The following is a 25851-nucleotide window of genomic DNA, read 5'->3' on the forward strand; positions in this document are numbered from 1 at the left end:
CCTAATTTAATAAGCATATATCCTCGAAAACAAACTTTTGCGTCTCTTCTTCTTGTTTTTTGTTTAGGTATTTTATTTTTCTCGAATTTAATATCCAATAATCGTCTTTACCTATATTTGTAAATTCATCCTCGTATTCCAATTTTTGAGAATTTGCCTTAAGTGTATCTGGATCAATTTGTTGACTACAATATTCTTTACTAAGGGAACCGATTCCTGTATCTAAGAATTCTTCAACAAAAATTTCAATTATAGTTCCATGAATTTTTCTATAGACCATATTAATGCAGTCATTTTTAACTCTATATTTATCACCTTGATTCTTACCTGAAACACTCATTTCAATCCCACTTTCAGAATTTTTGAGTAAATTAAAACTATTTTCTGAATGAATAGAATTAAATTCTCTCTTTACCCGGTGTATACACACTTCAAATAACTGAGAAGCAATACTTTTAACAATTTTCTCATCTTCTATTTTTTGAATATTTGGTTTAAAGTCTTTACCTAATAAGAATTCGCCTTCATGAATATTATTATTATTAACAAAAAAAATACATTTGCCTTTGTAACCATTAAATTCATTATTCCAAGTGTACCTATTTTCATAAGCCTTTCTGAAAATCTCTTTACAATTAATTTCTCTTAGAATCTCCATTAATTTATTAAATAATTTAAATAAGTCTACAAAAAAAAACCTCCCTATTATAAGGAGAGGTTTTTTTATTAGATTAAACTAGTTTTGGGTAATTTTTGTATTTTCAATATTGTCAAATGCTTGACCAATTTTCTTAAAGTCAAATCCCATTGCTCTTAATGCATGCCAAAGATGACCTTGTAAGAAAAAGAATCCCAAATAGAAATGAGTATTAGCTAGCCAAGCTCTTGAGCTATATGCTCCTGAACCTAAATCAACCGTATCAGTAAAATAAGGTGCGAATTCAAATTGAAGCTTTAAAGGCTCTCCATAAAGATCAACTGGATATATTGTGGTATTTGAAGCACACCAAAAAGCAGCTACAAAAGCCATATAAGAAACACCAACTACTGAGTATGAAAGAATAGCCTCAGCGCCAAGTAATCCCTTTCCTTTAAATTCTGTATATTCTCCAAATTGTTTAGTACAAATATGGAAAACTCCTCCAATTATTTCAAGAAAAGCTAGGAAAGCATGACCTCCCATAACATCTTCAAGACTATCTATTTTTAGAAAATCAAATTGATGATTCCATATAGCCGCGATGTCTAAATTGTAAACAACTTGTCTTGTAGATCCTATCGCTGGGTCATAAATTCCATGAATGCGAGCCCATTCGACAAACATTATTGCTCCAAGGCCAAGAAAGATCAGATGGTGACCAAGAATAAATGTCAATTTGTCTGGATCATCCCACTCGAAATCAAATTTTTGTGGCTTACTATTCTCTGGATAATCTCCAAGATCGCCTGCAAATTTATTGGAATGTAATAATCCTCCAGCACCTAACACCGCTGAAAAAATTAGATGTAATGTGCAAATTACAACAATTCCATATGGTTCTGTAATAACACCATTTTCAATTCCACCAATTCCAATACCCGCAAGGTGAGGCAAAACAATTGCTTTCTGTGCACCCATTGGAATACTAGCGTCGTAACGAGCTAATTCGAATAATCCAAAAGCTCCTGCCCAAAACATCATTAAACCTGCATGGGCAGCATGAGCTGCTATGAATTTACCTGAACGGCCAACAACACCAGAATTCCCTGCGTACCAGTCATAGGTGACATCAGATTTTCCGTAAGTTTGTAACACTTGATTTAAGTAAACAGCAAGTTGAGCTTATTGCTTATCAGATGGTTTTTTACATGATCTTTACAGATTTAATTACTTTTGTAAAAAAAACATATTTTGAAAGAACAAATGTTACAAACTTGGGAAGTAATATCTTTGAAAGCTTACGCCAATGAAGGGATTTCACCCTTTAGCTGAGAAGCCCATGTCTCAAGACGTGAATCAGTCAAATCAGATTCACTATCCTCATCGAGAGGTAAACCACAAAAGCTCTCTCCGATAACACTTTTAGACTCATCAAATGTGTAAGAGGATTTATCTACATAACCAACCATTTCAGCGCCTGCTTTAGTGAAGTAGCTATGAAGTTCTTCCATTGCATCACAATAGTTTTCTGTATACGTAGAAGAATCGCCTAAACCAAAAATAGCAACTTTTTTTCCTGATAGACTTAGTTCACCAATGTCTTCTAGGATTGAATCCCATGCAGTTCCTGATCTTTCTTCATCAGCACCAGTATTCCAAGTAGGTATCCCACAGATAATTCCATCAAGACTTTCAAATTCCGAAAGATCATCCACATCAGACACATCTTTGGGTGCCTCTGCTGAAGAGATAAAGTTGTGAAGACGATCAGCTACGTCTTCAGTTTTTCCAGTTGTAGTTGCGTAATAAATTCCTACAGTCATAACTTCAAAATGTTTACATTAAAATAATAAAATCTAAAAACGTTAAATTAATTTCTTTAAAAACTTTTTCATGTAAAATTTTATACTAATCAAGGTAAGAAAAATTTTTTGAGAATAATTTATAAAACATTTAAATCATCGTGACTGACAAATTTCAAAATAATATCAATCATCTTGTTGAGGAATTTAACTTTAATGGGCAGAAAAAATTCAAATTAATTATTTTATTTGGTTTATTGGGAGATTTTGATAGCTTTGAATATGCAATAAATTTGAAAAGTTTTATTGATAATAATCAAGATAAAAATTTAGATATTTTTGCAATTGCTATTGGGAACCAAAATGGGAAAGAAAAATTTTGTAACTTTACTGGCTTTCGTAAAGAAAATTTAATAGTCGTTTCTGATAACAAAATTCATAATAATCTTCAAGCCTCGACAGGATTAGATATAGGTTTAGGAGGTTGGATCAATATGCTTTTGATGTTATCTGGAATAAATTCTTTAAAAACAATCAAAGAAGTTACTAGAGGTTATCTCGGAGATCGGAAAGCAAAGCAAATCTATTCAGAATTTGACAAAATTGAAGTCTTTAAATTTTTAAAATTTTCAGGTAATTCATTTAGACAGGTTTTCGGAGATGGTTATTTGAGACCATTTGAATTGGCAACATTTAGATTAAACAACATGAACGAAATAATTAAAAATTGGAGTGATTATATTCTTAACGAAAAATACCTTCCTCAAAGAGGGGCTTCTTTTTTATTGAATAATAAAAATCAAGTAATTTATAAATTTTTTTCTAATGATGTGCTTGGATATTCATCAAACATGAGGAACCCCTTAGGATTTCTAACTGATTTAATTAAAGAATAATTTTTAAACATTTTATGAATGAAGACATATTTGGATATCTTGCCGCGATTTTAACAACAGCGGCATTTTTACCTCAATTGTTAAAAACTTTAAAAACAAAAAAGGCAGAAGATGTCTCATTGACAACATTAATAATGTTTATTATCGGAGTTTTGTCTTGGATTATTTATGGTTATAAAATTTCATCTACACCAATATTGATTGCAAATTTAATAACTCTGATCTTAAATTTATTGATATTAATCTCAAAAGTATATTTTTCAAAAAACTAAATTGAGTAAAAATTTATTCTAAAAGTTTTAAGTTTTAGATCTATTACTTAAATCTTGATTAAGATAGACTAAAAATTTACTGATCTTGAAAACTTCAAAATGCTGGGTTTGGTTTAAAGGTAGTCTTAACAAGGGTGGATATTGGAAAGAAGGGTTTACTTGTACTTTTGATGAGAGCCCAGGGGTTTTAATAGAAAGTCCTGCTTACGTAACTTGTAGAGTTCCTTCATGGAGAGTTTTAACAAGAGAGCCAGAGAATTTATATAAATCTCCTCAAATCCCTGAAAAAGCGATATGGAAAATAATATAAATTTTCAATGCGAAATAAAAACTTTTTGACTGAACTACGGCAAGTTAATATTGCTTTATTAAAAACTTTATTAATACCATCTACTCTCTTTTCATAAATATTATCCCCTTTTTAATCTTTGGTTTTCTTCTGGGAAAACAAAACCCAAAGATTTCAAAATATATTGCAAGACCTCTAATAAGATTTGGCATTCCATTAAGTGTCATGGGTCTCCTACTAAAGGAAGGTATAGATATAAACCTAATTAAAAGTGCATTTTTAGCATTCTCAATAATTGGATTTTCAATAGCTTTAATAAACATAATCCCAATACTTAAAAAGAGGCTTCCAAATTACTCTTTGCAGTTGGCAGGTCTAATAGGTAATACATCATTTCTTGGGATACCCATTGCAATAGCTCTTCTACCTTCAACAACTATCAACTTTACTATTGGATTTGATTTAGGAACAACACTTTTCGCTTGGATATTTGGACCTTTTTTTCTTCAAAAAAAATCCAACAACGAGAACATACCAAATATGAAGAGATTTTTAAATGCATTGATAAATAGTCCTGCATCAAGAGGGATAATTGGCGTACTTTTTGCATATCTTTTCCAAATAGATGAAATATTAGGTAATTACCTTTGGATTCCTGCAAGAATAGTTATTGCTTTAGCAATAATAATTGTGGGCACAAGACTTGGAATAATCGCGAATCAAAATGGAAGGATATTAGATCTAGATGAAGAAATTAAATACTCAATTTTATTAAAGTTATTTATTTTCCCTTTTCTTATTTTTTTAGCTTGCAATTTCTTAAATTTTACCTTCAACCAATCAGCAGCAGTAATTCTTCAAGCAGGAACCCCAACAGCAATATCTACAATATTAATGGCAGAAGCATATAGCGTTAAGCAAAAAATCGCTTCAAAAATTCTTTTTACTACGACTTTGATTTCAATAATTACAATTCCTCTATTAAAAATCTTAATGGATGCATTTATTTAAATGACTCTAGGCAGGTGATATACATGCATGATTAATGAATATTGTAAAGATAATATCCCGATAACTATATAATGTCTTAAGATTCAGGTTATGAAGTCAGCGAACCCTGAAAATGAATATGTCCCTTTAAATTTAAGGATTTCTGTGAGAAGGGATACTCTAAGGCTAATCTCAGAGATGGCCCATGATATGGGAATAAGCATTAATGAAGTTTTTAGTTTTTTAGCCGAAGATTCAGTAATCGATCTTGAACTACTGGAAGATTTGAATGAAGTTGATATCCCCAGCAAGTGCAGCATTGATGATCTTAAAAAAGCTCTTTTAAGAAAAAGACTTTGTTAAAATTTTTCAACTTTTCTATTTTTCCAGTCAGCTTTGTAACCACTATTCACAAAAAATTCAGAATACTTATTCAAATCACTTTTCTGAATTCTCCATAAATTATAAATACCATATTTACCCAATTTCTGATGTTCAATTTTTGACCATTGCTGCTTGCTGGAAGAGTATTCATCTATCACAACCAATAAAGATTTGTAGTCATAGTCAGGTTGATCTTCATAATTTTCTCTCCTATCATTACTTAACCTATCTGACAGATTAATTAATCCTGCTATGGTATTTGGTTCATAAAAAACTATTTGTCTCGAATAAAAATGCAATGATGGTTTTCTAATACCAATCATGGCTAAAGTTTCCTTTTCCTCGCGAATATCTAAAATTAATTTTGAGATATTCCTCAAAGGTAGTTGCCTAGAAGTATCAGCCAATTTTCTTATTGGGAACATCAAAAAAGATTGTCCAATTAAAAGTAAAATTTGAAGAAAAAGAAGGATATTTTTGGATTTTACAGAAAGTAAAATTATTGCAAAAAGTGTAAATGAACAGAAAAACAATTTAGCTTTAAAAATTATCCCAGAGCTTAATAATTCGGATGCAAGATTTGGCATTTCAGGATCATTTATTGAACTTAACCAATTATTTGAGAAAAAGAATGCCATTGAGACGCCAAACAAAATGAAAATATTAAAAATCCATAAATATAGATGACTTTTACTTGAATTTTTTAAGTTAATAAAGCTATTACTAAGTAAGATTGCGGCTGCTGGAATTGCTGGCAACCAATAGCTTGGTAGTTTCGTGGCAGAAAGACTAAAGAATATTAAAACTGATGTTAACCAGCATAGAGCATATGTATAAAGGGATTCAGTGACATTTGAACTATCTTTTGAACTCTTCAAGAAATCCTTAACAGCTTTAAATATTCCGTGAAACAAAAAAGGAGTGAATGGTAATGAAGCCAATATCATTATGTAAAGAAAAAACCAGAATGGTTCTGCATGATTATTTACGACTGAGGTATATCTTTGAAAATTATGGTAACCAAAAAAATTGTCCCAAAAAGGCTTACCCTCTTTTAATAGTTCTAAAATGTACCATGGAACACTTATTAGAATTGTTAATAAAAAACCTTTCTTAGGGTTTATCTTGTAGAGAAGCGTTTTCCAGTTCTTCTGACTAAACAAGAAAGACGTAATAGTAAATATTGCCAAAACTAACGCAACAGGGCCTTTAGTTAAAATTGCAAACCCCAAACATACCCACGCTGAAATGCATTGATCATTATTATCACTTGCCATTCTCCTCCAAAACAAAAGCAGGCTAATCCCTAACGTTCCAGTTAAAAGGGCATCACTAACCGCAGTTCTACTCCAGATAATTATCAATGGAGACAAAGCAAATCCAAATGATGCAACTATTGGAGTAAGGAATTGCCTACCACCCTTCTGTGGCCAACAAAACAACGTATCTCCAATCATCAACATTAAAAACAATGATCCCAAAGCTGAAGGGAGTCTTGCTGAAAGTGTCCCGAAACTATCCCAAATCTCGTTTTTCGGCAATGAGTAAAAAAAACCCATTAGCCAATATATTAATGGAGGCTTATCAAAACGGAACATTCCATTAACTTTTGGCGTTAACCAGTCACCAGATTCACTCATAGCCCGTGCTGCGGCTGCGAATAAGGGGGGGGTCTCATCCACCAGACCTGTACTACCTAAACCCAAAATAAATATAATGATCCCAGAAATCAAAACTATTGTTGAGTTTAAAAGCCTTTTTTTTGAGTTCAGAAGAATCATTTAATATATTAATTTTATTTATATTCAACGATTACCTTATTAAGCCAGTTCACAACCTTGTTAGCAAATTTATCTGCGGAGGCATTCTTTTCTACCCACTCTCTACAATTTTTACGATTTATTTTTTCAATAATTTTTCCGTAGTAAAGCAAAGTTTCCTTATCATCAGGATTAACAAGATAGCCTGTTTGACCATGCTGAATAATTTCACTAGGTCCTCCCCTTTTATAAGCTATAACTGGCACACCACAAGCTAAAGCTTCAACAATAACGTTCCCATATGCCTCATTCCATTTCGGAGTATTTAGCAACCCCCTGCATTTACCAAGTTCTTTTTGTAATTCATCGGTTGACAAAAACCCCATCCAATCTATAGCTCCTTGAGGAAATGATTTTTCTACCTTTGATGCATATATCTCATCTTCAATAAATCCCCAAACTTTTAATTTTTCGCCAAGTTCATTTGCTACATAAACTGCATCCTCCAAACCTTTCTCAGGCGCCACTCTCCCAACCCATGCCAAGGGCCCCTTCACTGATTCTTGGAAAGTATAATTATTTAAATTAAACCCATTCCCAATTATTGTTGGTTTTTTTATGAATGGATAATCATTAGCTTGCACTTTTGAATGAAAAGCAAAATTATTTGGGTACTTAGCATATACCTTGGAAATTAAATTACTAATAACTGAACTTTCAGAACCCATACTAATAAGATGTGCAATGGGTATCTCTATATTTAAAGTCATCCAAATAGGTAACCAATCATATGACATGTTTAACAATACATCTGCATTTTTAGCTATATCTAATCCCTTTTCTAGCATTCCTGCTAAAAGAGAATTATCTGGAATGATCACGGGAGAATTGTAATCTTGATGCTGCCAACTAATTTGATTTTCACCTTCCACAAAATGTAATTTTGCTTTTACATTACTTTCATGTAAATTAGAATTTTTTGGAGCAACAATCTCAACAGAATGACCTAAGGAAATTAAACCTGACACTAAAGAATTTAGTGTTAATTCGACTCCTCCACCTTTTCCGCTCCCCAAGAATCCTATTGGAGTACTAATCAAAACTATTCGCATTATTAGACTATTTACAAAAAGACCTTTATCAAATAGTAGTATCAGAAAATTTATTTTCCCATAAACTTTTTCTCTGGCTAACAAAAAATACCGAGATAAGAACAAACACTACTCCTATCCACTGAACAATAGTGAGCCTTTCATCCAACCAAACACCTCCACTTAGAAGAGCAAAAACAGGAGTTAAAAATGCAAGAGTACTAAATCCAGTTATTTCTTTATTATTAGCAAAGTAAAAAAATAATCCATAAGCTATTGCACCTCCAAAAATACTTGCAAATGACATAAGTCCCCAATCAAATATTGACCAATCTGGGATTATTTTGAAACTTGATTGTAAACAGTGCTTAATAATTAAGGGCAAACTCCCTAAAACCATATGCCAACCAGTAACTGCAACTGGATCACTTTTAGTACATGTGAATCTAATTAAAATTGTTCCTAATGCCATAGCCAGAGAAGCTGCAAGCATCCAAAGTTCTCCAAAGTTAAAAGCAACATTATTTATAGACATATCAGACATTAACCACCAATTCCCTAAAAGTTCTTGTGGAACTCCTAAAAATATAATTCCTCCCAAGCCAAATAGTAGTCCTAACCAACCTATTGGATTAATCAAATTTCCAAAAATTGCCCTCGCTAAGATAGCTACTAAAAGTGGTTGAGAATCAATTAAAACAGACCCTAAACCTGCTCCAGTTTTTTCAATACCATAAGTTAAAAACAACTGAAAAAAAGTGGCATCGACAATCGTAAAAACAAAAAACCACTTCAAATCGCACTTATAAATTTTTAAATCTCTTTTAAGCAAATATGTTGTTATTAGGACAAGAATCCCTGCAGGAAGTAATCTTAAAGAAGCCACAAACTCTGGACCAGCACTTGATACTAAGGGAGTCATGGCCGCCATTGAAGTACCCCAAAGTGCAAAAGGGAGTATCATTAAAAACCAATTTAGTATTGAATTCATTAGGTCTGCTGATAGTCTTTTTAAAGTAGTTTTATGAATTTACCTTAAAAAAATGATTTGGCCTTTTAGACGAAAGTCAAAAAAAAGAATGGCTCGCATAGTAATTGATGAGCCTATTACAAGTTCAACAAGAATTTCTGTCCTTAAAGCTCTTAAACAAATTGAGGATAGAGAATTTCCTGCTTTAATCGTGAGAATTGATTCTCCAGGGGGTACCGTCGGGGATAGCCAAGAAATATACTCTGCTATTAAAAGACTAAAAGATAAAGGATGTAAAGTCATTGCTAGTTTTGGAAACATCTCAGCATCAGGGGGTGTTTACATTGGTGTTGCATCTGACAAAATAGTTGCCAATCCAGGCACAATTACAGGATCTATTGGTGTGATTATAAGAGGAAATAATTTATCTGAATTGTTAGATAAAATCGGGATTAAATTTGAAACTGTTAAAAGCGGTGTATTTAAAGATATACTTTCTCCAGATAAACCTTTAAGCGAGGAAGGTAGAAATCTACTTCAAGGACTAATAGATGAAAGTTATAAACAATTTACTGAAGCTGTGGCTGAAGGAAGGAATTTACCTGTTGAAGAAGTAAGAAAATTTGCTGATGGAAGAATTTTTACTGGAACACAAGCACTTGAACTTAGACTTGTTGATAAAGTTGGAGATGAATTTGTTGCAAGGGAACTTGCCGCAGAAATGGCTAATATTGATCCCAAAATTCAGCCCTTAACATTTGGAAAGAAAAAGAAGAAAATACTTGGAATAATTCCTGGAAGTAGAATAATTGAGAAAATTATCAATAATATCTTTTTTGAGTTTGACTCATCTAATAAAGTACTTTGGTTATATAAGCCTTAAATCAATATGTCTGAAATAATGAAAGATGATTATAAAATTTCATTTATTCGTGGAGCTACAACAGCATCTGGGAATTCGGTAAGGGAAATAGAAGATGCTGTAGTGGAATTAATTGATGAATTAATTTCACGAAACAATCTGATTAAGAAGAACATTTTATCCATTACATTCACCGCAACAAAGGATTTAGATGCATGTTTCCCGGCTTCAATTGCAAGAAAATTTAATGGACTCGATTCAGTCGCATTTATAGACTGCCAACAAATGTACGTATCCAATGATATTAATTTCTGTATAAGGATAATGGCTCAAGTTTTACTTCCACTCAATAATCCAATAAAACATCCTTATTTAAGAAACGCAGCAAAATTAAGGACAGATAGATGTTAATCTTAGTAAAAACTATTTTTCCTCAAATTTAATACCACGAACTCAACCTAATTAAATTTTATTTACTCAATGTTAAAAAACACAAGGAAATCTACTTTAAATCTTAAAATTTTAAGATTTTTTTTCATTCCTGCAATCTTAGTTTCAACTCCATTATTTGATAAGATCCAAGATGCTAAAGCAGGAATGGAATTCCAGTGGAATCAAGACTCTAGTTTTAAACGATTAAAGTGGTTTCAAAAAGAAAGCAAAAAGAAATTCAGAAATACAATTTATTTTTTCTTGAGGCCATCAGATAGAGCAGCTGATCTTTTAAAAATTAATCTAGCAGTACCTAAAACCTTTAAAACTACTATAAAAAATGAAAAAATTAGTTTTTGCAAAGTAAGAATAGGCGGTTTTGAGAATAGAACAAAATGTTTAGAAGATATTCCAGCTGATATCGAAATTAAAACTGATGAATCAGGCTTGCTTTCACTAGATATTTACCCCTATAGCCCAATACCCTCAAACAAGGACAGTTATGCAATTGTTTTAAAAGTCTTTAATCCCAGAAAATCAGGTTTATATCAATTTCATACATATGGGCAGCCTAAAGGAAAATCACTTTCATATTATTTAGGAAGCTCAACTATAGTGATCGATTAAATGATAAATTAAATAAGGATAATTAAACAAATGACTAAAAGAACTTTTGGCGGCACTTCAAGAAAAAGAAAACGTGTATCAGGTTTTAGAGTAAGAATGCGTTCTCATACTGGGAGAAGAGTTATTAAAAGTAGAAGACAAAAAGGTAGAGAAAGAATGGCTGTATAACCTCAAATTTAAATGGCCTTACCTAAGGATATGCGTTTAAAAGGTCATAGGACTTTTAATTATATTCATAAAAATTCCATAACATATCATGGAAAATTAATGACATTTAAAGTTGCAAGATCAAATCCAGAAATTCTCTTAACTCATAAGCTCACAAATAATTCAAACAAATTTAGAATCGCAATTGCTGTTAGCAAAAAGGTTTCAAAAAAAGCTGTAGAAAGAAATAAAATAAGAAGAATACTCCAAGAATGGTTATTAACAAACATTCAAAAAATTAATAACCACAAACCATATTGGTTACTTGTTAACCTTAGGTTTGGAGATTTCTGCAATGATAAGAGTAGACTTTTGGAGGAATTTCAAAACTTAATGTTCAAATCTCGTCTAATCAAATGATTAACATGAATGAAGAAATCTTTTATGAAGGTGGGCCTGCAAAAAGTGATTTAATAATAAATCTACTTGCGGGAATAACTATCCTTGGATTACCTTTTACTTTTGCAGCAGTTGTTAGGGCTCTTTGGTTGAGATATAAAATTACAAATAAACGAATCTCAATAGACGGTGGATGGTTTGGTAAAAATAAAACACAAGTTTCATTAAGTAACATCGAAGAAATCAGATCTATTCCAAGGGGATTCGGATCATATGGTGATATGGTTCTTATCCTAAATGACGGATCAAAGCTTGAAATGAAATCATTACCTTTATTCAGAGAGAAACAAAAGTTTATTGAAGAAAATATAAAAAAAAGATCACAAATCTCAGCCATCAACGAGGTAGAGGGATTTGCTACTAAATCCTAAATAAATTAATTACAAAAACCTTTTTTTCCTGTAAAATGAAATGTGTAGTAAAATTACACTCTTTTTAATATCGTGATAGGGTTCATTTCTGAAAAATTACTTATCCCGATTCTAGATTTTTTCTACGGTCTAGTCCCTAGTTATGGTTTAGCGATTGTTGCATTGACAGTCGTAATTAGAATTGCACTTTTCCCTTTAAGCGCTGGTTCCATTAGAAGCGCTAGAAGAATGAAGATTGCTCAACCAGTAATGCAAAAAAGGCAAGCAGAAATAAAATCTAAGTTTTCAGGTGATCCAAAGAGACAACAAGAAGAACTAGGAAAATTGATGAACGAGTTCGGAAGTCCCCTCGCCGGATGCCTTCCATTGATTGTACAAATGCCTGTATTATTTGCATTGTTCGCAACTTTAAGAGGCTCTCCATTTGCTGATGTACCTTACAACATAAACCTTAAGGTCGTTCCACAAGATCAAATAGCAGCTATTGATCCAAAACCTTATAAATCTCCAAGACATTCTATTTTTATAACAGAAAAATCACATTTTCCTGTTATAGCTACTATTCCTAATGGAACAAAATTAGGAACTGAAGAATCTATAAAAATAAATCTGCAAACTACAAATGGCAATAGCTATTCTGAAGTTTTATCTAAATATGATAATGGCTCAAGATTCCTCCCTACATGGAAGGTCTCAAAAGGTTCTGAGAATCTAAAAGTTTCCCAAGACGGTACAGTAACTGCAATTAAACCAGGTGATGCAACAATTGAAGCAAAAATACCTGGTCTTGCGGCAAAAAGTGGTTTTCTTTTTATTAAAGCTCTCGGTCAAGTTGGTTTTTATGTAGATGGGGCTATTAATTGGGATATTGCTGCATTAGTTGGTGCATTTGGATTAACTCTTCTTCTTTCTCAGGTGTTATCAAGCCAGGGGATGCCTGCTAATCCTCAGCAATCAACAGCCAATAAAATTACACCAGTAATGATTACAGGAATGTTTCTGTTTTTCCCACTACCTGCAGGAGTCTTACTATATATGGTTGTCGCCAATATATTCCAAGCATTTCAGACTTTTCTTCTTAATAAAGAATCTCTTCCTGAGAATCTTCAGAAAATTTTAGATCAACAAATGTTGGCCAAAAATGAAGTAATAAATACTCCTGCATCAACTATTTCAGACAAAAGATTACCTTTTGAACCCAATAGTAAAAAATAATTTTTTATTTTAAATAATGAATTCTTGGTGTAACAATTTAGAATTACTTATAAAATCAAGAACCTCACTAATTTGGGTAAGGACTAAAGAAGAAGAAAGATTAGAAAAATTAGTTAATTTCTCTTGTGAAAGATTAAATATTAAAAGATTTATCCGCTGGGATTGCATTAACGGTATTAAAGGATTAATAAATGAAGAAGGTAAATTTTCTAACAATCCCTTAGGAGTGCTTAATTGGCTTAAGGAACAAGGATCTGAAGTTTCAACAGTTTTATTAGTAAAAGATTTTCATAAATTTTATGATGATCCATCTATTAATAGAACTCTTAAAGAACTATCTTCAGCGCTTAAAGAAACTAGTAATAATTTAATCATTAGTTCTCATCTATTTCCATCATCAGAAGAGCTTGATGAATTGATGACAATTGAAAACTTACCTTTACCCGATCAAAAAGAATTGAAAAATCTAATAAAAAAAATTGCTAATAGTACTAATTCAAATCTTGAGGAACAAGACTTAAACCAACTTTCTATTGCTTCAAGTGGACTAACTGAAATAAAAGTCAAGCAAGTCACTGCTAAGGCTCTTGCTCAAAGAGGAAAAATAAGTAAAGAAGATATCAAAGATATACTTGAAGAGAAAAAACAAGTTATCGCCAGAAGTGAAATTTTAGAATTTTTCGAAGCTAAATCAGGTCAAGATGATATAGGTGGTTTAGATATTTTAAAAGTTTGGCTTAATCAAAGATATAGAGCCTTTTCTAAAGAAGCTAGAGATTATGGATTACCTATACCCAAAGGGGTCTTACTTGTTGGAGCGCAAGGAACAGGGAAATCACTTACTGCAAAATCGATTTCAAAGAGTTGGTCAATGCCTCTACTTAGGTTAGATGTGGGAAGATTATTTTCTAGCCTTGTTGGTTCAAGCGAGGCAAGAACAAGAGAAACAATATCAAGAGCAGAGGCTATGTCTCCCTGTATCCTTTGGATCGATGAAATTGATAAAGGCTTTGGTGGAGATGCGAGAAGTGATGGTGGTACAAGTCAAAGAGTTTTGGCAAGTTTGCTAACTTGGATGGCTGAAAAAGAATCCGCCGTATTTGTAATTGCTACCGCTAATGCTATAGATAGGCTTCCTGCCGAATTATTAAGGAAAGGTAGGTTTGATGAAATATTTTTTCTTGATTTACCAACTTCAGAAGAAAGATTAAGCATTCTTGATTTGCACTTAAAAAAAAGAAGACCAAGTTACAGTTTCCCTCTCTCCACCATCATAGATAGAACAGATGGATTCTCAGGAGCAGAGCTTGAACAAGCAGTGATAGAGGGTATGCACATTTCATTCTCAGAAAATAGGGAGCTTATGGAGAAAGATTTGATAAAGGCAGTTTCTGAATTAGTTCCTTTATCAAGAACAGCTAAAGAGCAAATTGATTTACTAAAAGAATGGTCATCTACAGGAAGAGCTCGTTCTGCATCGTAACTAAAAATGAAAAATTTCCTAAAATTAGAAATCATTAATTTAGTTAATTTTTCATCAAAATTACCTAATAATGAATTTAGATAAATTATCTTAATTAATGTATAGAAAAAAAAAGAGTGTTAGATCAAAAATTAATAAGAGAAAACCCAACATCTGTTGAAGAGAATTTATCTTTAAGAGGAAAAGTTTACAATCTATCCTACATAAATGCATTAACTATTAAAAAAAAGGATCTTGATACAGAAGTATCAAGTCTTCAATTTGAGAGTAAAAAATTAAGTAAATTAATTGGCCAAGAAATTAGCAAATCTCAAAACAATAATTCTCCAGAACTAAATAACTTGAAGAGAAAGGGAAGCGAATACAGAACCAAACTTTCTGAACTTGAAGAGGAACAAAGAATACTAGCTAAGCAAGTAGATGAGGAGATTTATAATTTGCCAAATTTACCTAGCAAAGATGCTCCTATTGGAAAAGATGAAAGTCATAATGTCCAAGTAAAAACTTGGGGAGACCCCCTTATTAAGGAGAATCTAAAATCTCACTGGGAAATAGGCGAAAGTCTTAATCTTTTTGACTTTATAAAATCAGCTAAAATATCAAAAAGTCGTTTTATTACACTTATTGGAAATGGAGCCAGATTAGAGAGGGCATTAATAAATTTCATGCTCGATATGCATACTAATAATGGTTATTCAGAATTAATGCCTCCAGCTTTAGTCAACACAGAAAGTCTTACCGGATCTGGTCAATTGCCTAAATTTTCAAATGAAAGTTTTAAGTGTTCTAACGACGACTTATGGCTTTCTCCAACAGCTGAAGTTCCACTAACCGCTTTTCATAGAAACGAGATTATTGATTCCAAGCAGTTACCTATTAAGTATGTGGCATATAGTCCATGCTTTAGAAGAGAAGCTGGTAGTTATGGAAGGGATACAAAAGGTTTAATAAGACTTCATCAATTTAATAAGGTTGAGCTTTATTGGTTTTGTGATCCAAGTCAATCTCTAGAAGCGCATAAAAAGATTACTTCTGATGCAGAAAGCATTTTAAGAAAGCTCAACTTACCTTACAGATTAGTTGATATTTGTACTGGGGACTTAGGCTTTTCTTCTAGTAGAACTTTTGATCTTGAAGTTTGGCTTCCGAGTAGTAAATGTTATAGAGAGATTTCAAGTTGCAGTAATTGCCTTGACTTTCAAGCACGTAGATCCTCAATAAGATCAAAAATTGATAAAAAAAATACATATTTACATACCTTAAATGGTAGTGGACTTGCTATTGGAAGAACAATGGCCGCGATTCTTGAGAATGGCCAGCAAACAGATGGTAGCGTTAAGATTCCAGATGCTCTGGTTCCATATTTTGGATCAAATTTTTTAAAAACTGCTTAATATAAAATAATGAATGTTTTAACCTCAATAACAGTACTTGGATTTCTCATATTTTTTCATGAAATGGGGCATTTTCTTGCTGCAACTTTACAAGGTATTTATGTTGATGGATTTTCGATTGGCTTTGGACCCTCAATTATTAAAAAAAAATTTAGAGATATTACTTATTCATTAAGAGCCTTTCCTCTTGGAGGCTTTGTATCCTTTCCTGACGAAGAATTAAATAATATTGACCCCAAAGATCCAAATCTTTTAAAAAATAGGCCAATAATTCAAAGAATTATTGTAATCTCAGCTGGAGTATTCGCAAACTTAATCCTTGCTTACACAATTTTAATTATAAATATAACTACAGTTGGTATTCCATTTGATCCAGAACCAGGCATTTTAGTTTTGGCCACTCAACCTGAGAAGGCTGCCTCACTTTCTGGTTTAAAACCTGGAGATAAAATATTAAAAATTGAAACTAGTAGTTTAGGAATTGGTGATGAAGCTGTTTCTACTTTAGTAAAAGAGATTCAAAATTCTTCAGATGAAGCAATTTCAATCCAAATTGAAAGAGATGGGAATTTCAAAGACATAACTTTGATACCAGAAAATATTAATGGTAAAGGAACTATAGGTGCTCAATTACAACCCAATATAAAGAAAGAAACTAAAAAGACAAAAAATATTTTCGAACTTTTTAAGTATACAAACAACGAGTTTTCATCACTTTTAGTAAAAACGATACAAGGCTATAAAGGACTGATAACAAACTTTTCCTCAACAGCTCAACAATTAAGTGGGCCAGTCAAAATAGTTGAAATTGGAGCTCAACTATCGCAACAGGGAGGCACGGGTATATTATTATTTGCAGCTTTAATTTCTATTAATTTAGCAGTTCTTAATTCTCTACCTCTGCCTTTGTTAGATGGAGGCCAACTTGTTTTCACTTTAATTGAGGGATTAAGGGGGAAACCTGTCCCAGTTAAGGTACAAATGGTTGTTACACAATCTAGTTTCTTTCTTCTAGTTGGACTAAGTGTATTGCTCATTATTAGAGATACTAGTCAACTTTTAATAGTACAAAGATTATTAAACCAATAATTAAATTTCAAGATTGACATTCAAGCTGTTAAAATAAGAAAAAGTTATAAAAAATTTTAAATGGCCAAAAAGTCCATGATTGCAAGAGAGGTAAAGCGCAAAAAACTTGTAAGAAAATATGCTGCTAAAAGAAAATCATTATTAGATGAATTTAATGCGGCAAAAGATCCAATGGAAAGGTTAGAAATACATAGAAAGATTCAACGCCTCCCAAGAAATTCTGCTCCAAATCGAGTTAGAAATAGATGTTGGGCGACAGGTAAACCAAGAGGAGTTTATAGAGATTTTGGTTTATGCAGAAATCAATTAAGACAAAGGGCACACAATGGTGAACTTCCTGGAGTTGTTAAATCAAGTTGGTAGAAAAAATATTTCTTCATACAAATCATTAATATTTTTAAAAATTCCTAATAAATATAGTTTTTACAAGTCTTTTACTTTATTTTTCATACATTTTCTTATAATATTTAAAGCTTATTTAAATAATTTACTCAAATTGTCCCTATTAAATGTAAGAATAAAAATGTATAGATTTATAATTTAAAAAGTGGAAGGACAAAATAAGTCGATCACGTTTGACGGACGAGAGATACGACTAACTACTGGAGTATATGCTCCTCAGGCGAGTGGATCAGTAATGATTGAGTGTGGAGATACATCTCTACTTATAACAGCAACAAAAACTACAAAAAAAGAAGTTTCAGACTTTCTCCCTCTAATTTGCGATTACGAGGAAAAATTATATGCTGCAGGAAGAATTCCAGGTGGCTTCATGAGGAGAGAAGGGCGCCCTCCAGAAAGAGCCACTTTAATCTCTAGATTAATCGATAGACCAATGAGACCTCTCTTCCCATATTGGATGAGAGATGAAATACAAATAGTTGCTTCATGCCTTTCTTTAGATGAAAGAGTACCTGCTGACGTTCTGGCTGTTACAGGAGCATCAATAGCAACTTTACTTGGAGAAATTCCATTTTATGGCCCTATGGCTGCAGTACGAGTTGGTCTTATTGGGGATGATTTCATTCTCAATCCTAGCTATAGAGAGATAGAGAAAGGTGACCTAGATATCGTCGTAGCAGGTTCGCCTGATGGCATTGTGATGATTGAAGCAGGAGCCAATCAATTATCCGAGCAAGATACAATTGAAGCTATAGATTTTGGATATGAGGCTGTTACCGAACTTATCAAATCTCAGGAAGACTTACTAAACGATTTAGGAATAAAACAAGTTAAGCCAAAGGATCCTGAAGAGGATAAAACTCTACCCTCGTATTTAGAGAAAAATTGTACAAAATCGATTGAATTAATTCTAAAGAAGTTTGATCAGTCAAAAGAGGAAAGGGACCTTGAACTAGAAAAAATAAAAGTGGAGGTACAAGCTAAAATTGAATCTCTAAAAGATGACAATCAATTGAAAGCTCTCTTATCAGATAATGATAAATTATTGAGCTCAGACTTTAAAAAACTTACAAAGAAATTAATGAGGTCGCAAATCATTAATGATGGCAAAAGAGTGGACGGAAGAGAACTTGACGAAGTCAGGAAAATAACGGCTTCTGCAGGAATTCTTCCAAAAAGAGTTCACGGCTCCGCATTATTTCAGAGGGGTTTAACTCAAGTTTTATCTACAACCACATTAGGTACTCCTAGTGATGCTCAGGAAATGGATGACCTTAATCCAAGCAATGAGAAAACTTATCTACATCACTATAATTTCCCACCATATTCTGTAGGAGAAACTCGTCCTATGCGAACTCCTGGGAGAAGAGAGATTGGACATGGAGCATTGGCAGAAAGAGCCATAATACCTGTATTACCGGGTAAAGAGACGTTTCCTTATGTATTACGAGTAGTAAGTGAAGTTTTAAGTTCCAATGGATCTACCTCAATGGGATCAGTATGTGGCAGCACCCTCTCATTATTAGATGCTGGAGTGCCTTTAAAGTCTCCTGTAAGTGGTACTGCCATGGGTCTAATCAAAGAAGGGGAAGATGTTCGTATCCTCACAGATATTCAGGGTATTGAAGATTTTCTTGGGGATATGGATTTCAAGGTTGCGGGTACTGATAAAGGAATAACAGCATTACAAATGGATATGAAAATTACAGGTTTACCAGTTTCAATAATTTCTGACGCTATAAAAAAGGCTCGTCCAGCAAGATTACATATTTTAGAAAAAATGAAAGCGGCAATAGATAAACCACAAGATTCCTTATCACCTCATGCTCCGCGACTACTTAGCTTTAGGATCGATCCAGAACTCATAGGAACAGTTATTGGTCCAGGAGGTAGAACTATAAAAGGAATTACCGAAAGAACCAATACAAAAATAGATATAGAAGATGGGGGTATAGTCACAATTGCTTCACATGATGGAGTTGCCGCAGAAGAAGCCCAAAAGATAATAGAGGGATTAACTCGCAAGGTTCATGAAGGTGAGATCTTCTCTGGTGTTGTAACAAGAATAATTCCTATAGGTGCTTTCGTAGAAATATTGCCTGGCAAAGAAGGGATGGTTCACATTTCTCAATTATCTGAAGCAAGAGTTGAAAGAGTTGAAGATGTAGTTAGACAAGGAGACGAAGTAACTGTAAGAGTTAGAGAGATTGACAGCAGAGGAAGGATTAACCTTACTTTAAGAGGTGTAGGACAAAATAATGGAATGTCTTATCCTGAACCAACACCCACGCCAGTAGCTCCATTAAATTAGGAAGTAGTTATGGATAAATTGAGGATTTTTGAATAATTTCTTTAATTTGAGAGCAAATTCTTTTCTGATTTTGTTTGCTGTTTGATGCAATTATTATGCCAGGGTGTTCTAAAGCAGTTGTCCCATAAACTAAATCTTCATTATCAATATTCGTTATTGCCCCTCCTGCAGCATTTAAGATGGCTTCTGGTGCAGCGAAATCCCAGTCTTTTGGGGCACTATTACCAGGCAAACTTAATCCGATGTAGATATCACTTTCTCCTCTTATAATTGAAGCGACCTTACATCCAATACTTCCCATTGTAATATTTTTCCTGAAGTTAATCTTATTAATCAAATCTTTTAATTTATCATTTTTATGATTTTTACTAGTCACTAAGGTCATCTCTTGGAGAATATTTGTATTAGACAAATTTTGTTTTTGAATACTGCCATCTCTTTTCTGATTCCATAGTTTATCTGCATAAGAGATCCATAATTCATCTTTTTCGGGGATTAGAACAACACCAATGTATGGTTTTCTTTTGTAGTTCAGAGCTAAATGCATTGCAAAATTTCCAGTCCCTTGAATGAAATCTTTAGTTCCATCTAAGGGATCGAGAATCCAAAGCCAATCAGCATTTAGATCGCAATAATTCGTTTTGATTTTGAAGTTTTCTTCGCTCAAAATTTCCCAATTTATATGTGGATATTTCTGGTTTATCCTATTAATAATTAACTCATTAACCTCCAAATCAGCCAAAGTTACAGGATCGTTAATATTTTTATTTTTAAGAATTTCAAATTTTTTTTCTGAATTTTTAATAATATTTGAATAAGCCAACAAAATATCTGCAGCTTCCCAGCTGAAATTTATCACATCGTCGATGAGATTATTAACATCCACTCCAAAAGGCAATTCAATCATTTAATGACAAATAATTTCTTATTATCTCATAGAAAAGAAGAACCTGAAAAAGGGGTTTTATATGTAGTTGGGACACCAATTGGTAACTTAGAGGATATTTCCCCTAGAGCAATTAATATTCTTGCAAATGTCTCTTTAGTCGCTTGCGAAGATACCAGACAAACAAAAAAAATAATGAACAAATTTAGCATTTCTAATAATTTGATAAGTTTTAATAAAGAAAATTCATCAAACAAAACACCAAAGTTAATTGCCGAACTAAAAGCTGGAAAATCAATCGCAATTGTAAGTGATGCCGGTATGCCAGGTATTTGTGATCCTGGTGAAAATATAGTGAATGAAGTTAAATTAGAAGGAATTAGCGTTATTTGTATCCCAGGAGCATGCGCAGCAATTACTGCTCTCGTATCTAGTGGGCTGCCTTCTTCTAAATTTATATTTGAGGGATTTCTGCCAAAAAAGAATATTGATAGAGAAAAAATTCTTTTTGAAATAAGTAAGAATGAAAAGACGACTATAGTTTATGAATCGCCTCATCGTCTAAAGAAGTTATTAAATGAGTTATTTGAGTTTTGCGGAGGAGAAAGAGAAATTGTAGTAGCTAGAGAATTAACGAAAAAATTTGAAGAACATGTTGGTAAAAATCTTAATGATGTAATACTTTACTTTAAAGATAAAGAAGTAATGGGTGAAATAACGCTTATCATTAGAGGGAGGAAAAGTAAGCAAAATAACGAACTTGATAAAATTGATTTAAAAAAAGAACTAAATGAATTAATTAAGGCTGGATTAAGTTTATCAGCAGCATCAAAGTATCTAGCAAAAAAAAATGGCATTAAAAAAAGTATAATTTATAATTTAAGTTAAATTTTCAATACAGAATGAATATGTCTACTACATTGAAAAAAATAATTTTTGCAATAATTTTCAATTCTTGTTTATTCTTTTTATTGATGATTGGCATACAAAATAGTTCTAAAAAAAGTAAGGTTAAATTTTTAAAAAATGAAACTATTATGTTACCAGTAAGTTTTATTGTTGGTTCAAATTTTATTTTCGGATCTTTATTAGGTACTATTTTTCCAATTAATTTAACTAAGAAAAATTAATATTTAAAGAGCTATAAGTTTCTCTGCACTTACAATCCTAGATATGCCTCTTGAAATGAGAATAGGTGAAACAATTCTAAATACATTTGGATTAGGTACTTTAATAACTTTTTGTTCTTTACCGCAAGCTCTTTTAGCTAATTTCAAATCAAAAAATATTTCTATTGTTTTTCTTTTCAAGTCATCGTTTGGAAGGAATTCCCAGTCTGGGAAATCTTTTAGTAATTTTATTTCTAATTCAATATTTTTATTCACAATCATATAAACAACTTTTGGAAATTCGATATCTTTTATCGGTATAGAGGAAAGTTCCTTTCTGGGAAGGTAATCTATTTCATAATCTAAAGGAGCTATTTCAACAAAATTGAATTCTTGCTCATCAGAATTTTTAGAAGAACTTTTATTGTGCTCGACTTTTAAATCATTCTTGAAGTTTATTGAATTTTTTTTAGGATTTGCAAAGGCAATAATTTCTTTATACTTCTCGCTCCCTAATTCTTTTTTTAAATTCCTAATAATAGTGGCACTCGTACATTTAAATTCTTTAGACAATTCATCAACACTATAGTTGCTATCTGTAAATAAATTTAAGATTTCTTTTTTTGTCTGAACTGAAAGACGTTTTGCCAATTATCTAATTTTAATGTCTTTAATATTCTAGGGAAAAAGTTTATAAATCTCAATTAAAAATGAGAGTATTAGATTCATTAATAAGAATTAGGTGCAAAAAGTTCTTTCGAAAAGATTAATATCGGCAAAAATTAAAATAATAAATCAAAAAAATTAAACCATAGGTAGATAGTTCAATATAGTATTTTTTTTTTGGTAATTTACTTGTTGAGTTTGCCTAGCTGTTTTAATATAAGAAGGTTATTTGGGTAATATTTTCAGAGAACTGTCAAAATGTAATAGTATTTATCTCTGCAAAAACCCGAAAACCCTAGCTTCCTTAGCTCAGCTGGATAGAGCAACTGCCTTCTAAGCAGTGGGCCGCAGGTTCGAATCCTGCAGGAAGCGTAAAGAAATGTATATGAAATTTGAATTTACGTCAATTGTAAACCAATTCAAAAAAGGTAGTTTTCTTTTCGACATTGGTATTTTTTTTCTTCCATCTTCTTTATTTATTGGAGGATTTTTTTTAATTCCTGCCTCAATCTTTGGATTTATTTATAAAAAACCTATATTACTTAAAGATAAATGGAATTCATCTTTTTTTGCATGTGGAATATTTATCCTAATAAGTACTTTTATGCACTATTTTATTTTCCAAAATGACTATAGAGATCTTATTTTAAATAATCTCAGAATACCAATAAAGATTCAAAATTATAGCTGGGACCCTACTTTATCAATTTATGGTTTAGGGAATTGGATTCCACAAATTTGGTTATTTTTAAGCTGTCAAAATTTTTTAAATACCCCTCAAAAGAGAAGAAAATTCTCAGTAATACTAATTATTTCTACTTTCCCCGTCCTTTTTTCGGGTTTTAGTCAATATTACTTTAGTTGGTATGGTCCCTTTGAAACTCTTAATGGTCTAATAGTTTGGTTCCAAAAGCCAATATTAAGAGATTATGGTCTTACTGGATTATTTAACAACCAAAATTATGCTGGATCTTGGCTTAACTTAGTATGGCCATTTTGTATAGCTTTAGTTTTAGAAAGGAGTCAGAAATTTATAAAAAAATCTTTTTCTATATCCATTTTGTTAGCTACAGGTTTAGCTCTTTACCTTACAAATTCAAGGAACGCATGGGCTGGTTTAATAGCCGCAATACCAATTGTATGTGGGATAGAAAATCTTTTAGTAATCAGTATATTGTTATTCATTTTAATTGGCATACTTCTTTATTCTTTCTTGCCAATTTTTAATAGTGAACTACAAAATATTATTAGAGGCCTACTTCCAAGTAATATTATTTACAAATTGTCTATTGATAATTATTCTATATATCAAATTTCAAGAATTGGAATATATTTAAAAGCAATAAATTTGGTAACACTTGATCCAATATTTGGAATAGGAGCTGCCGCTTTTTCATCAATTTATGCTTACTCAAGCATTGACTGGATAACACATCCTCACAATTTGCCAATAGAACTTGCTTTAAGTTATGGGATTCCTGTATCAATTTTACTTTTCGGAACTATATATTTACTTCTAATATTAACTGGCAAATTTTTATTTATTTCAAACATTAAACGATTTAAAAATAATGATTATTTTGATAGAGCTTTCTGGGCAGGGACATTCTTCTTCATGTTTTCTCAGCTTACTGATATTCAATATTTTGATGGTAAAATTAGCTTAATTTTTTGGTTGTTACTTGCTGGCTTAAAAAATATTTTTTTTGAGCACCAAAATAATAAAATTTAATCACCTACTCCTACACTCCATACTTTAAACCCCAAGGAGGTCAGAAGATTTCTATCCAGAATAGATCTTGTATCAAAAACCCAGGCTGGCTTTGACATTAGATTAAAAATATTATCCCAATCTAGATTTAAATATTGATCCCATTCAGTCAAAACAACTACAGCATTTGAAGATTCTAATGCATCATTCAAATCATTACTAAAGTGCCATTTTCCTTCAAACTCATTGTCAGATTTAAATTCAGTCATAGCTCTTTCAATATCAATAAGAGAAACTTTAGGATCATGAATAAAAAGATTTGCTCCATTTTCTAATAAGTAATTTGCAATATAGATTGAGGATGATTCTCTTACATCATTAGTATTTGGTTTAAATGAAAAGCCTAGTAAAGTTATTTTTTTAGAAGATACTGTACCAAAAAGCTTATCTATAATAATTTTAGAAATTCTTTTTCTTTGCCAATTATTTAGTTTTAAAACTTGTTCCCAGTAATTAGCTACTTCTTTTAAACCATAATATTCACTTAAGTAAACGAGATTTAAAATATCTTTCTGGAAGCAACTCCCTCCAAAACCGGGACTGGCCGATAAAAATTTGTCCCCTATCCTCTTATCAGAACCAATAACATTTACGACTTCCGTAATCTTTGCTCCAGTAGCCTCGCATAATGAGGAGATAGAATTTATCGAGCTAATTCTCTGAGCAAGAAAAGCATTAGAAGTCAATTTTGATAATTCACTACTCCATAAGTTAGTAAATAATATCTTGTTCTCGGGAATCCACCTTTTATAAATATTTTTAAGTAGGTTAAGTGAATTTTCTTCATCTCCGCCAATTAAAACTCTATCTGGATTCTCTAAATCTGATATTGCAGTACCTTCTGCCAAAAATTCTGGACTAGATATAATTGAAAAAGTTTTATTTGAATTTTCTTTTTTTGTCTGAGAGCTTAACAAAATATCTTTTATTAACTCTGCCGTCCTAACAGGTACAGTACTTTTCTCAATGACTATAGTATGGCCTGAAGAGTACTTTGCAACTTGCCTAGCACTTGACTCAACATATTTAAGATCACTAGCGTACCCAGCCCCGAATCCACTTGTCTTAGTTGGCGTATTTACTGAAATAAAAACCATGTCAGCATTCTTTATATTTTTTTCAATTTCAATTGAAAAAAATAAATTTTTTCCCCTGTTTTGAAGTATTAATTCTGGAAGCCCTTTCTCAAAAACTGGAAAATCATTTGAATCCTTACTATTCCAAGCAGCTATTTTTTCTTTGTTTATATCAAGAACAGTAATTTTTATTTCAGGGCAATATTTTGCAAAAACTGCCATAGTAGGACTACCTACAAAACCGGCCCCAATACAGCAAATATTTTTAATATTCTTAATTTGTTGCATAAACGAAAATAGTTAAAAATAATCTTTAAATTAAAATTTGAGAATTTAACTTCACAATTAAGTAACAAGAATCAAGCTCTTAAATTTAGTAAATCAGTTTTGCAGTTTTTTAATTATATTATTAGAACACAAAATTCATAAAATTAATCATAAAATTTAATCTAAGCTT

At 31.9% G+C, this 25851-nt stretch carries 28 protein-coding genes and 1 tRNA gene; 20 read left to right on the top strand and 9 right to left on the bottom strand.

Annotated features, from left to right (window positions below):
- Position 1 precedes the first annotated feature (1 nt).
- From EW14_RS06620 to fldA, 3 genes are all read right to left on the bottom strand, one after another.
- Complete coding sequence (locus EW14_RS06620; RefSeq protein WP_042850704.1) at positions 2-658, bottom strand: DUF3386 family protein; 657 nt, start codon at positions 656-658, stop codon at positions 2-4.
- A 78-nt stretch (positions 659-736) separates the two neighbouring features.
- Positions 737-1795, bottom strand: coding sequence for a chlorophyll a/b binding light-harvesting protein (locus EW14_RS06625; protein ID WP_025935256.1), 1059 nt, complete (start codon positions 1793-1795; stop codon positions 737-739).
- A gap of 143 nt (positions 1796-1938) precedes the next feature.
- On the bottom strand, positions 1939-2463 hold the full coding sequence (gene fldA, locus EW14_RS06630; protein ID WP_042850707.1) for a flavodoxin FldA: 525 nt from the start codon (positions 2461-2463) through the stop codon (positions 1939-1941).
- A 140-nt stretch (positions 2464-2603) separates the two neighbouring features.
- Here fldA and EW14_RS06635 point away from each other — a divergent pair, with 140 nt between their 5' ends.
- From EW14_RS06635 to EW14_RS06655, 5 genes are all read left to right on the top strand, one after another.
- Positions 2604-3338, top strand: a complete 735-nt coding sequence (locus EW14_RS06635) for an AhpC/TSA family protein (protein ID WP_042850708.1) — start codon at positions 2604-2606, stop codon at positions 3336-3338.
- A gap of 14 nt (positions 3339-3352) precedes the next feature.
- Positions 3353-3610, top strand: coding sequence for a SemiSWEET family sugar transporter (locus EW14_RS06640; RefSeq protein ID WP_042850710.1), 258 nt, complete (start codon positions 3353-3355; stop codon positions 3608-3610).
- 85 nt (positions 3611-3695) lie between these two features.
- Positions 3696-3920: a hypothetical protein gene (locus EW14_RS06645; RefSeq protein ID WP_042850711.1), complete on the top strand. Its 225-nt coding sequence runs from the start codon at positions 3696-3698 to the stop codon at positions 3918-3920.
- A gap of 204 nt (positions 3921-4124) precedes the next feature.
- Positions 4125-4910: an AEC family transporter gene (locus EW14_RS06650; RefSeq protein WP_042850712.1), complete on the top strand. Its 786-nt coding sequence runs from the start codon at positions 4125-4127 to the stop codon at positions 4908-4910.
- Positions 4911-5000: 90 nt separating this feature from the next.
- Entirely contained in the window at positions 5001-5252 is a 252-nt protein-coding gene (locus EW14_RS06655; protein WP_042850713.1) for a hypothetical protein, read from the top strand.
- Here EW14_RS06655 and EW14_RS06660 read toward each other — a convergent pair.
- Genes EW14_RS06660 through EW14_RS06670 form a run of 3 tightly spaced genes read right to left on the bottom strand, consistent with a single transcriptional unit; the run spans position 5249 to position 9115 of the window.
- On the bottom strand, positions 5249-7054 hold the full coding sequence (locus tag EW14_RS06660; protein ID WP_042850714.1) for a glycosyltransferase family 39 protein: 1806 nt from the start codon (positions 7052-7054) through the stop codon (positions 5249-5251). The genes EW14_RS06655 and EW14_RS06660 overlap by 4 nt on opposite strands.
- A gap of 14 nt (positions 7055-7068) precedes the next feature.
- Positions 7069-8145 (bottom strand): glycosyltransferase family 4 protein, encoded by a 1077-nt coding sequence (locus EW14_RS06665; RefSeq protein ID WP_042851342.1) that lies wholly within the window; start codon positions 8143-8145, stop codon positions 7069-7071.
- Positions 8146-8173: 28 nt separating this feature from the next.
- Complete coding sequence (locus tag EW14_RS06670; RefSeq protein ID WP_042850715.1) at positions 8174-9115, bottom strand: DMT family transporter; 942 nt, start codon at positions 9113-9115, stop codon at positions 8174-8176.
- A gap of 52 nt (positions 9116-9167) precedes the next feature.
- Between EW14_RS06670 and sppA the strand changes: the two genes are divergently transcribed.
- The 12 genes from sppA (at position 9168) to EW14_RS06730 (ending at position 19886) form a co-directional block, all read left to right on the top strand.
- Positions 9168-9977 (top strand): signal peptide peptidase SppA, encoded by an 810-nt coding sequence (gene sppA / locus EW14_RS06675; protein WP_042850716.1) that lies wholly within the window; start codon positions 9168-9170, stop codon positions 9975-9977.
- A 6-nt stretch (positions 9978-9983) separates the two neighbouring features.
- Positions 9984-10367 carry a chorismate mutase gene (gene aroH, locus EW14_RS06680; protein WP_081925747.1) on the top strand — a complete coding sequence of 128 codons (384 nt, stop codon included), beginning with the start codon at positions 9984-9986 and terminating at the stop codon, positions 10365-10367.
- A gap of 69 nt (positions 10368-10436) precedes the next feature.
- The gene (locus EW14_RS06685; RefSeq protein ID WP_042850717.1) at positions 10437-11015 is read left to right on the top strand and encodes a DUF2808 domain-containing protein; all 579 of its coding nucleotides are present in this window, start codon (positions 10437-10439) and stop codon (positions 11013-11015) included.
- A gap of 30 nt (positions 11016-11045) precedes the next feature.
- Positions 11046-11183 carry a 50S ribosomal protein L34 gene (gene rpmH / locus EW14_RS06690; protein ID WP_042850718.1) on the top strand — a complete coding sequence of 46 codons (138 nt, stop codon included), beginning with the start codon at positions 11046-11048 and terminating at the stop codon, positions 11181-11183.
- 12 nt (positions 11184-11195) lie between these two features.
- Positions 11196-11582 carry a ribonuclease P protein component gene (rnpA, locus tag EW14_RS06695; protein ID WP_042850720.1) on the top strand — a complete coding sequence of 129 codons (387 nt, stop codon included), beginning with the start codon at positions 11196-11198 and terminating at the stop codon, positions 11580-11582.
- Positions 11579-11992 (top strand): PH domain-containing protein, encoded by a 414-nt coding sequence (locus EW14_RS06700; protein ID WP_042850721.1) that lies wholly within the window; start codon positions 11579-11581, stop codon positions 11990-11992. The genes rnpA and EW14_RS06700 overlap by 4 nt, the downstream gene beginning before the upstream one ends.
- 72 nt (positions 11993-12064) lie before the next feature.
- Complete coding sequence (yidC, locus tag EW14_RS06705) at positions 12065-13207, top strand: membrane protein insertase YidC (protein WP_042850722.1); 1143 nt, start codon at positions 12065-12067, stop codon at positions 13205-13207.
- Positions 13208-13223: 16 nt separating this feature from the next.
- Positions 13224-14690 (top strand): AAA family ATPase, encoded by a 1467-nt coding sequence (locus EW14_RS06710; RefSeq protein WP_042850723.1) that lies wholly within the window; start codon positions 13224-13226, stop codon positions 14688-14690.
- 116 nt (positions 14691-14806) lie between these two features.
- Positions 14807-16084 carry a serine--tRNA ligase gene (gene serS, locus EW14_RS06715; protein WP_042850724.1) on the top strand — a complete coding sequence of 426 codons (1278 nt, stop codon included), beginning with the start codon at positions 14807-14809 and terminating at the stop codon, positions 16082-16084.
- Between the two features lie 9 nt (positions 16085-16093).
- Positions 16094-17173 carry an RIP metalloprotease RseP gene (gene rseP, locus EW14_RS06720; RefSeq protein ID WP_042850725.1) on the top strand — a complete coding sequence of 360 codons (1080 nt, stop codon included), beginning with the start codon at positions 16094-16096 and terminating at the stop codon, positions 17171-17173.
- Positions 17174-17233: 60 nt separating this feature from the next.
- Positions 17234-17536 (top strand): 30S ribosomal protein S14, encoded by a 303-nt coding sequence (gene rpsN / locus EW14_RS06725; protein WP_042850726.1) that lies wholly within the window; start codon positions 17234-17236, stop codon positions 17534-17536.
- Between the two features lie 184 nt (positions 17537-17720).
- On the top strand, positions 17721-19886 hold the full coding sequence (locus EW14_RS06730) for a polyribonucleotide nucleotidyltransferase (protein ID WP_042850728.1): 2166 nt from the start codon (positions 17721-17723) through the stop codon (positions 19884-19886).
- Between the two features lie 7 nt (positions 19887-19893).
- Here EW14_RS06730 and EW14_RS06735 read toward each other — a convergent pair whose 3' ends face one another.
- On the bottom strand, positions 19894-20793 hold the full coding sequence (locus tag EW14_RS06735) for a 3'(2'),5'-bisphosphate nucleotidase CysQ (RefSeq protein ID WP_042850729.1): 900 nt from the start codon (positions 20791-20793) through the stop codon (positions 19894-19896).
- 3 nt (positions 20794-20796) lie between these two features.
- Between EW14_RS06735 and rsmI the strand changes: the two genes are divergently transcribed.
- The gene (gene rsmI / locus EW14_RS06740) at positions 20797-21660 is read left to right on the top strand and encodes a 16S rRNA (cytidine(1402)-2'-O)-methyltransferase (RefSeq protein WP_042850730.1); all 864 of its coding nucleotides are present in this window, start codon (positions 20797-20799) and stop codon (positions 21658-21660) included.
- A gap of 245 nt (positions 21661-21905) precedes the next feature.
- On the opposite strand, the gene EW14_RS06750 is transcribed toward rsmI, so the two are convergent.
- Positions 21906-22532 (bottom strand): hypothetical protein, encoded by a 627-nt coding sequence (locus EW14_RS06750; protein ID WP_042850733.1) that lies wholly within the window; start codon positions 22530-22532, stop codon positions 21906-21908.
- 313 nt (positions 22533-22845) lie between these two features.
- On the opposite strand from EW14_RS06750, the gene EW14_RS06755 reads away from it, so the two are divergent.
- Both EW14_RS06755 and EW14_RS06760 read left to right on the top strand, forming a co-directional pair.
- A tRNA-Arg gene (locus tag EW14_RS06755) sits at positions 22846-22919 on the top strand.
- A 13-nt stretch (positions 22920-22932) separates the two neighbouring features.
- Entirely contained in the window at positions 22933-24279 is a 1347-nt protein-coding gene (locus tag EW14_RS06760; protein ID WP_052044740.1) for an O-antigen ligase, read from the top strand.
- On the opposite strand, the gene EW14_RS06765 is transcribed toward EW14_RS06760, so the two are convergent.
- Positions 24276-25682 carry a nucleotide sugar dehydrogenase gene (locus EW14_RS06765; RefSeq protein WP_042850734.1) on the bottom strand — a complete coding sequence of 469 codons (1407 nt, stop codon included), beginning with the start codon at positions 25680-25682 and terminating at the stop codon, positions 24276-24278. The two genes, EW14_RS06760 and EW14_RS06765, sit on opposite strands and share 4 nt — an antisense overlap.
- Positions 25683-25851 lie beyond the last annotated feature (169 nt).

The sequence above is a fragment of the Prochlorococcus sp. MIT 0604 genome (genome assembly GCF_000757845.1).
GTDB lineage: Bacteria > Cyanobacteriota > Cyanobacteriia > PCC-6307 > Cyanobiaceae > Prochlorococcus_A.

Coding starts and splice junctions, on each gene's coding strand:
- aroH (WP_081925747.1), top strand. CDS start 9,984: ATGTCTGAAATAATGAAAGATGATTATAAAATTTCATTTATTCGTGGA.
- EW14_RS06700 (WP_042850721.1), top strand. CDS start 11,579: ATGATTAACATGAATGAAGAAATCTTTTATGAAGGTGGGCCTGCAAAA.
- EW14_RS06710 (WP_042850723.1), top strand. CDS start 13,224: ATGAATTCTTGGTGTAACAATTTAGAATTACTTATAAAATCAAGAACC.
- rnpA (WP_042850720.1), top strand. CDS start 11,196: ATGGCCTTACCTAAGGATATGCGTTTAAAAGGTCATAGGACTTTTAAT.
- EW14_RS06620 (WP_042850704.1), bottom strand. CDS start 658: ATGGAGATTCTAAGAGAAATTAATTGTAAAGAGATTTTCAGAAAGGCT.
- rsmI (WP_042850730.1), top strand. CDS start 20,797: ATGACAAATAATTTCTTATTATCTCATAGAAAAGAAGAACCTGAAAAA.
- EW14_RS06760 (WP_052044740.1), top strand. CDS start 22,933: ATGAAATTTGAATTTACGTCAATTGTAAACCAATTCAAAAAAGGTAGT.
- EW14_RS06640 (WP_042850710.1), top strand. CDS start 3,353: ATGAATGAAGACATATTTGGATATCTTGCCGCGATTTTAACAACAGCG.
- EW14_RS06670 (WP_042850715.1), bottom strand. CDS start 9,115: ATGAATTCAATACTAAATTGGTTTTTAATGATACTCCCTTTTGCACTT.
- EW14_RS06665 (WP_042851342.1), bottom strand. CDS start 8,145: ATGCGAATAGTTTTGATTAGTACTCCAATAGGATTCTTGGGGAGCGGA.
- EW14_RS06660 (WP_042850714.1), bottom strand. CDS start 7,054: ATGATTCTTCTGAACTCAAAAAAAAGGCTTTTAAACTCAACAATAGTT.
- EW14_RS06650 (WP_042850712.1), top strand. CDS start 4,125: ATGGGTCTCCTACTAAAGGAAGGTATAGATATAAACCTAATTAAAAGT.
- EW14_RS06735 (WP_042850729.1), bottom strand. CDS start 20,793: ATGATTGAATTGCCTTTTGGAGTGGATGTTAATAATCTCATCGACGAT.
- EW14_RS06765 (WP_042850734.1), bottom strand. CDS start 25,682: ATGCAACAAATTAAGAATATTAAAAATATTTGCTGTATTGGGGCCGGT.
- rpsN (WP_042850726.1), top strand. CDS start 17,234: ATGGCCAAAAAGTCCATGATTGCAAGAGAGGTAAAGCGCAAAAAACTT.
- EW14_RS06655 (WP_042850713.1), top strand. CDS start 5,001: ATGAAGTCAGCGAACCCTGAAAATGAATATGTCCCTTTAAATTTAAGG.
- fldA (WP_042850707.1), bottom strand. CDS start 2,463: ATGACTGTAGGAATTTATTACGCAACTACAACTGGAAAAACTGAAGAC.
- rpmH (WP_042850718.1), top strand. CDS start 11,046: ATGACTAAAAGAACTTTTGGCGGCACTTCAAGAAAAAGAAAACGTGTA.
- sppA (WP_042850716.1), top strand. CDS start 9,168: ATGATTTGGCCTTTTAGACGAAAGTCAAAAAAAAGAATGGCTCGCATA.
- rseP (WP_042850725.1), top strand. CDS start 16,094: ATGAATGTTTTAACCTCAATAACAGTACTTGGATTTCTCATATTTTTT.
- EW14_RS06685 (WP_042850717.1), top strand. CDS start 10,437: ATGTTAAAAAACACAAGGAAATCTACTTTAAATCTTAAAATTTTAAGA.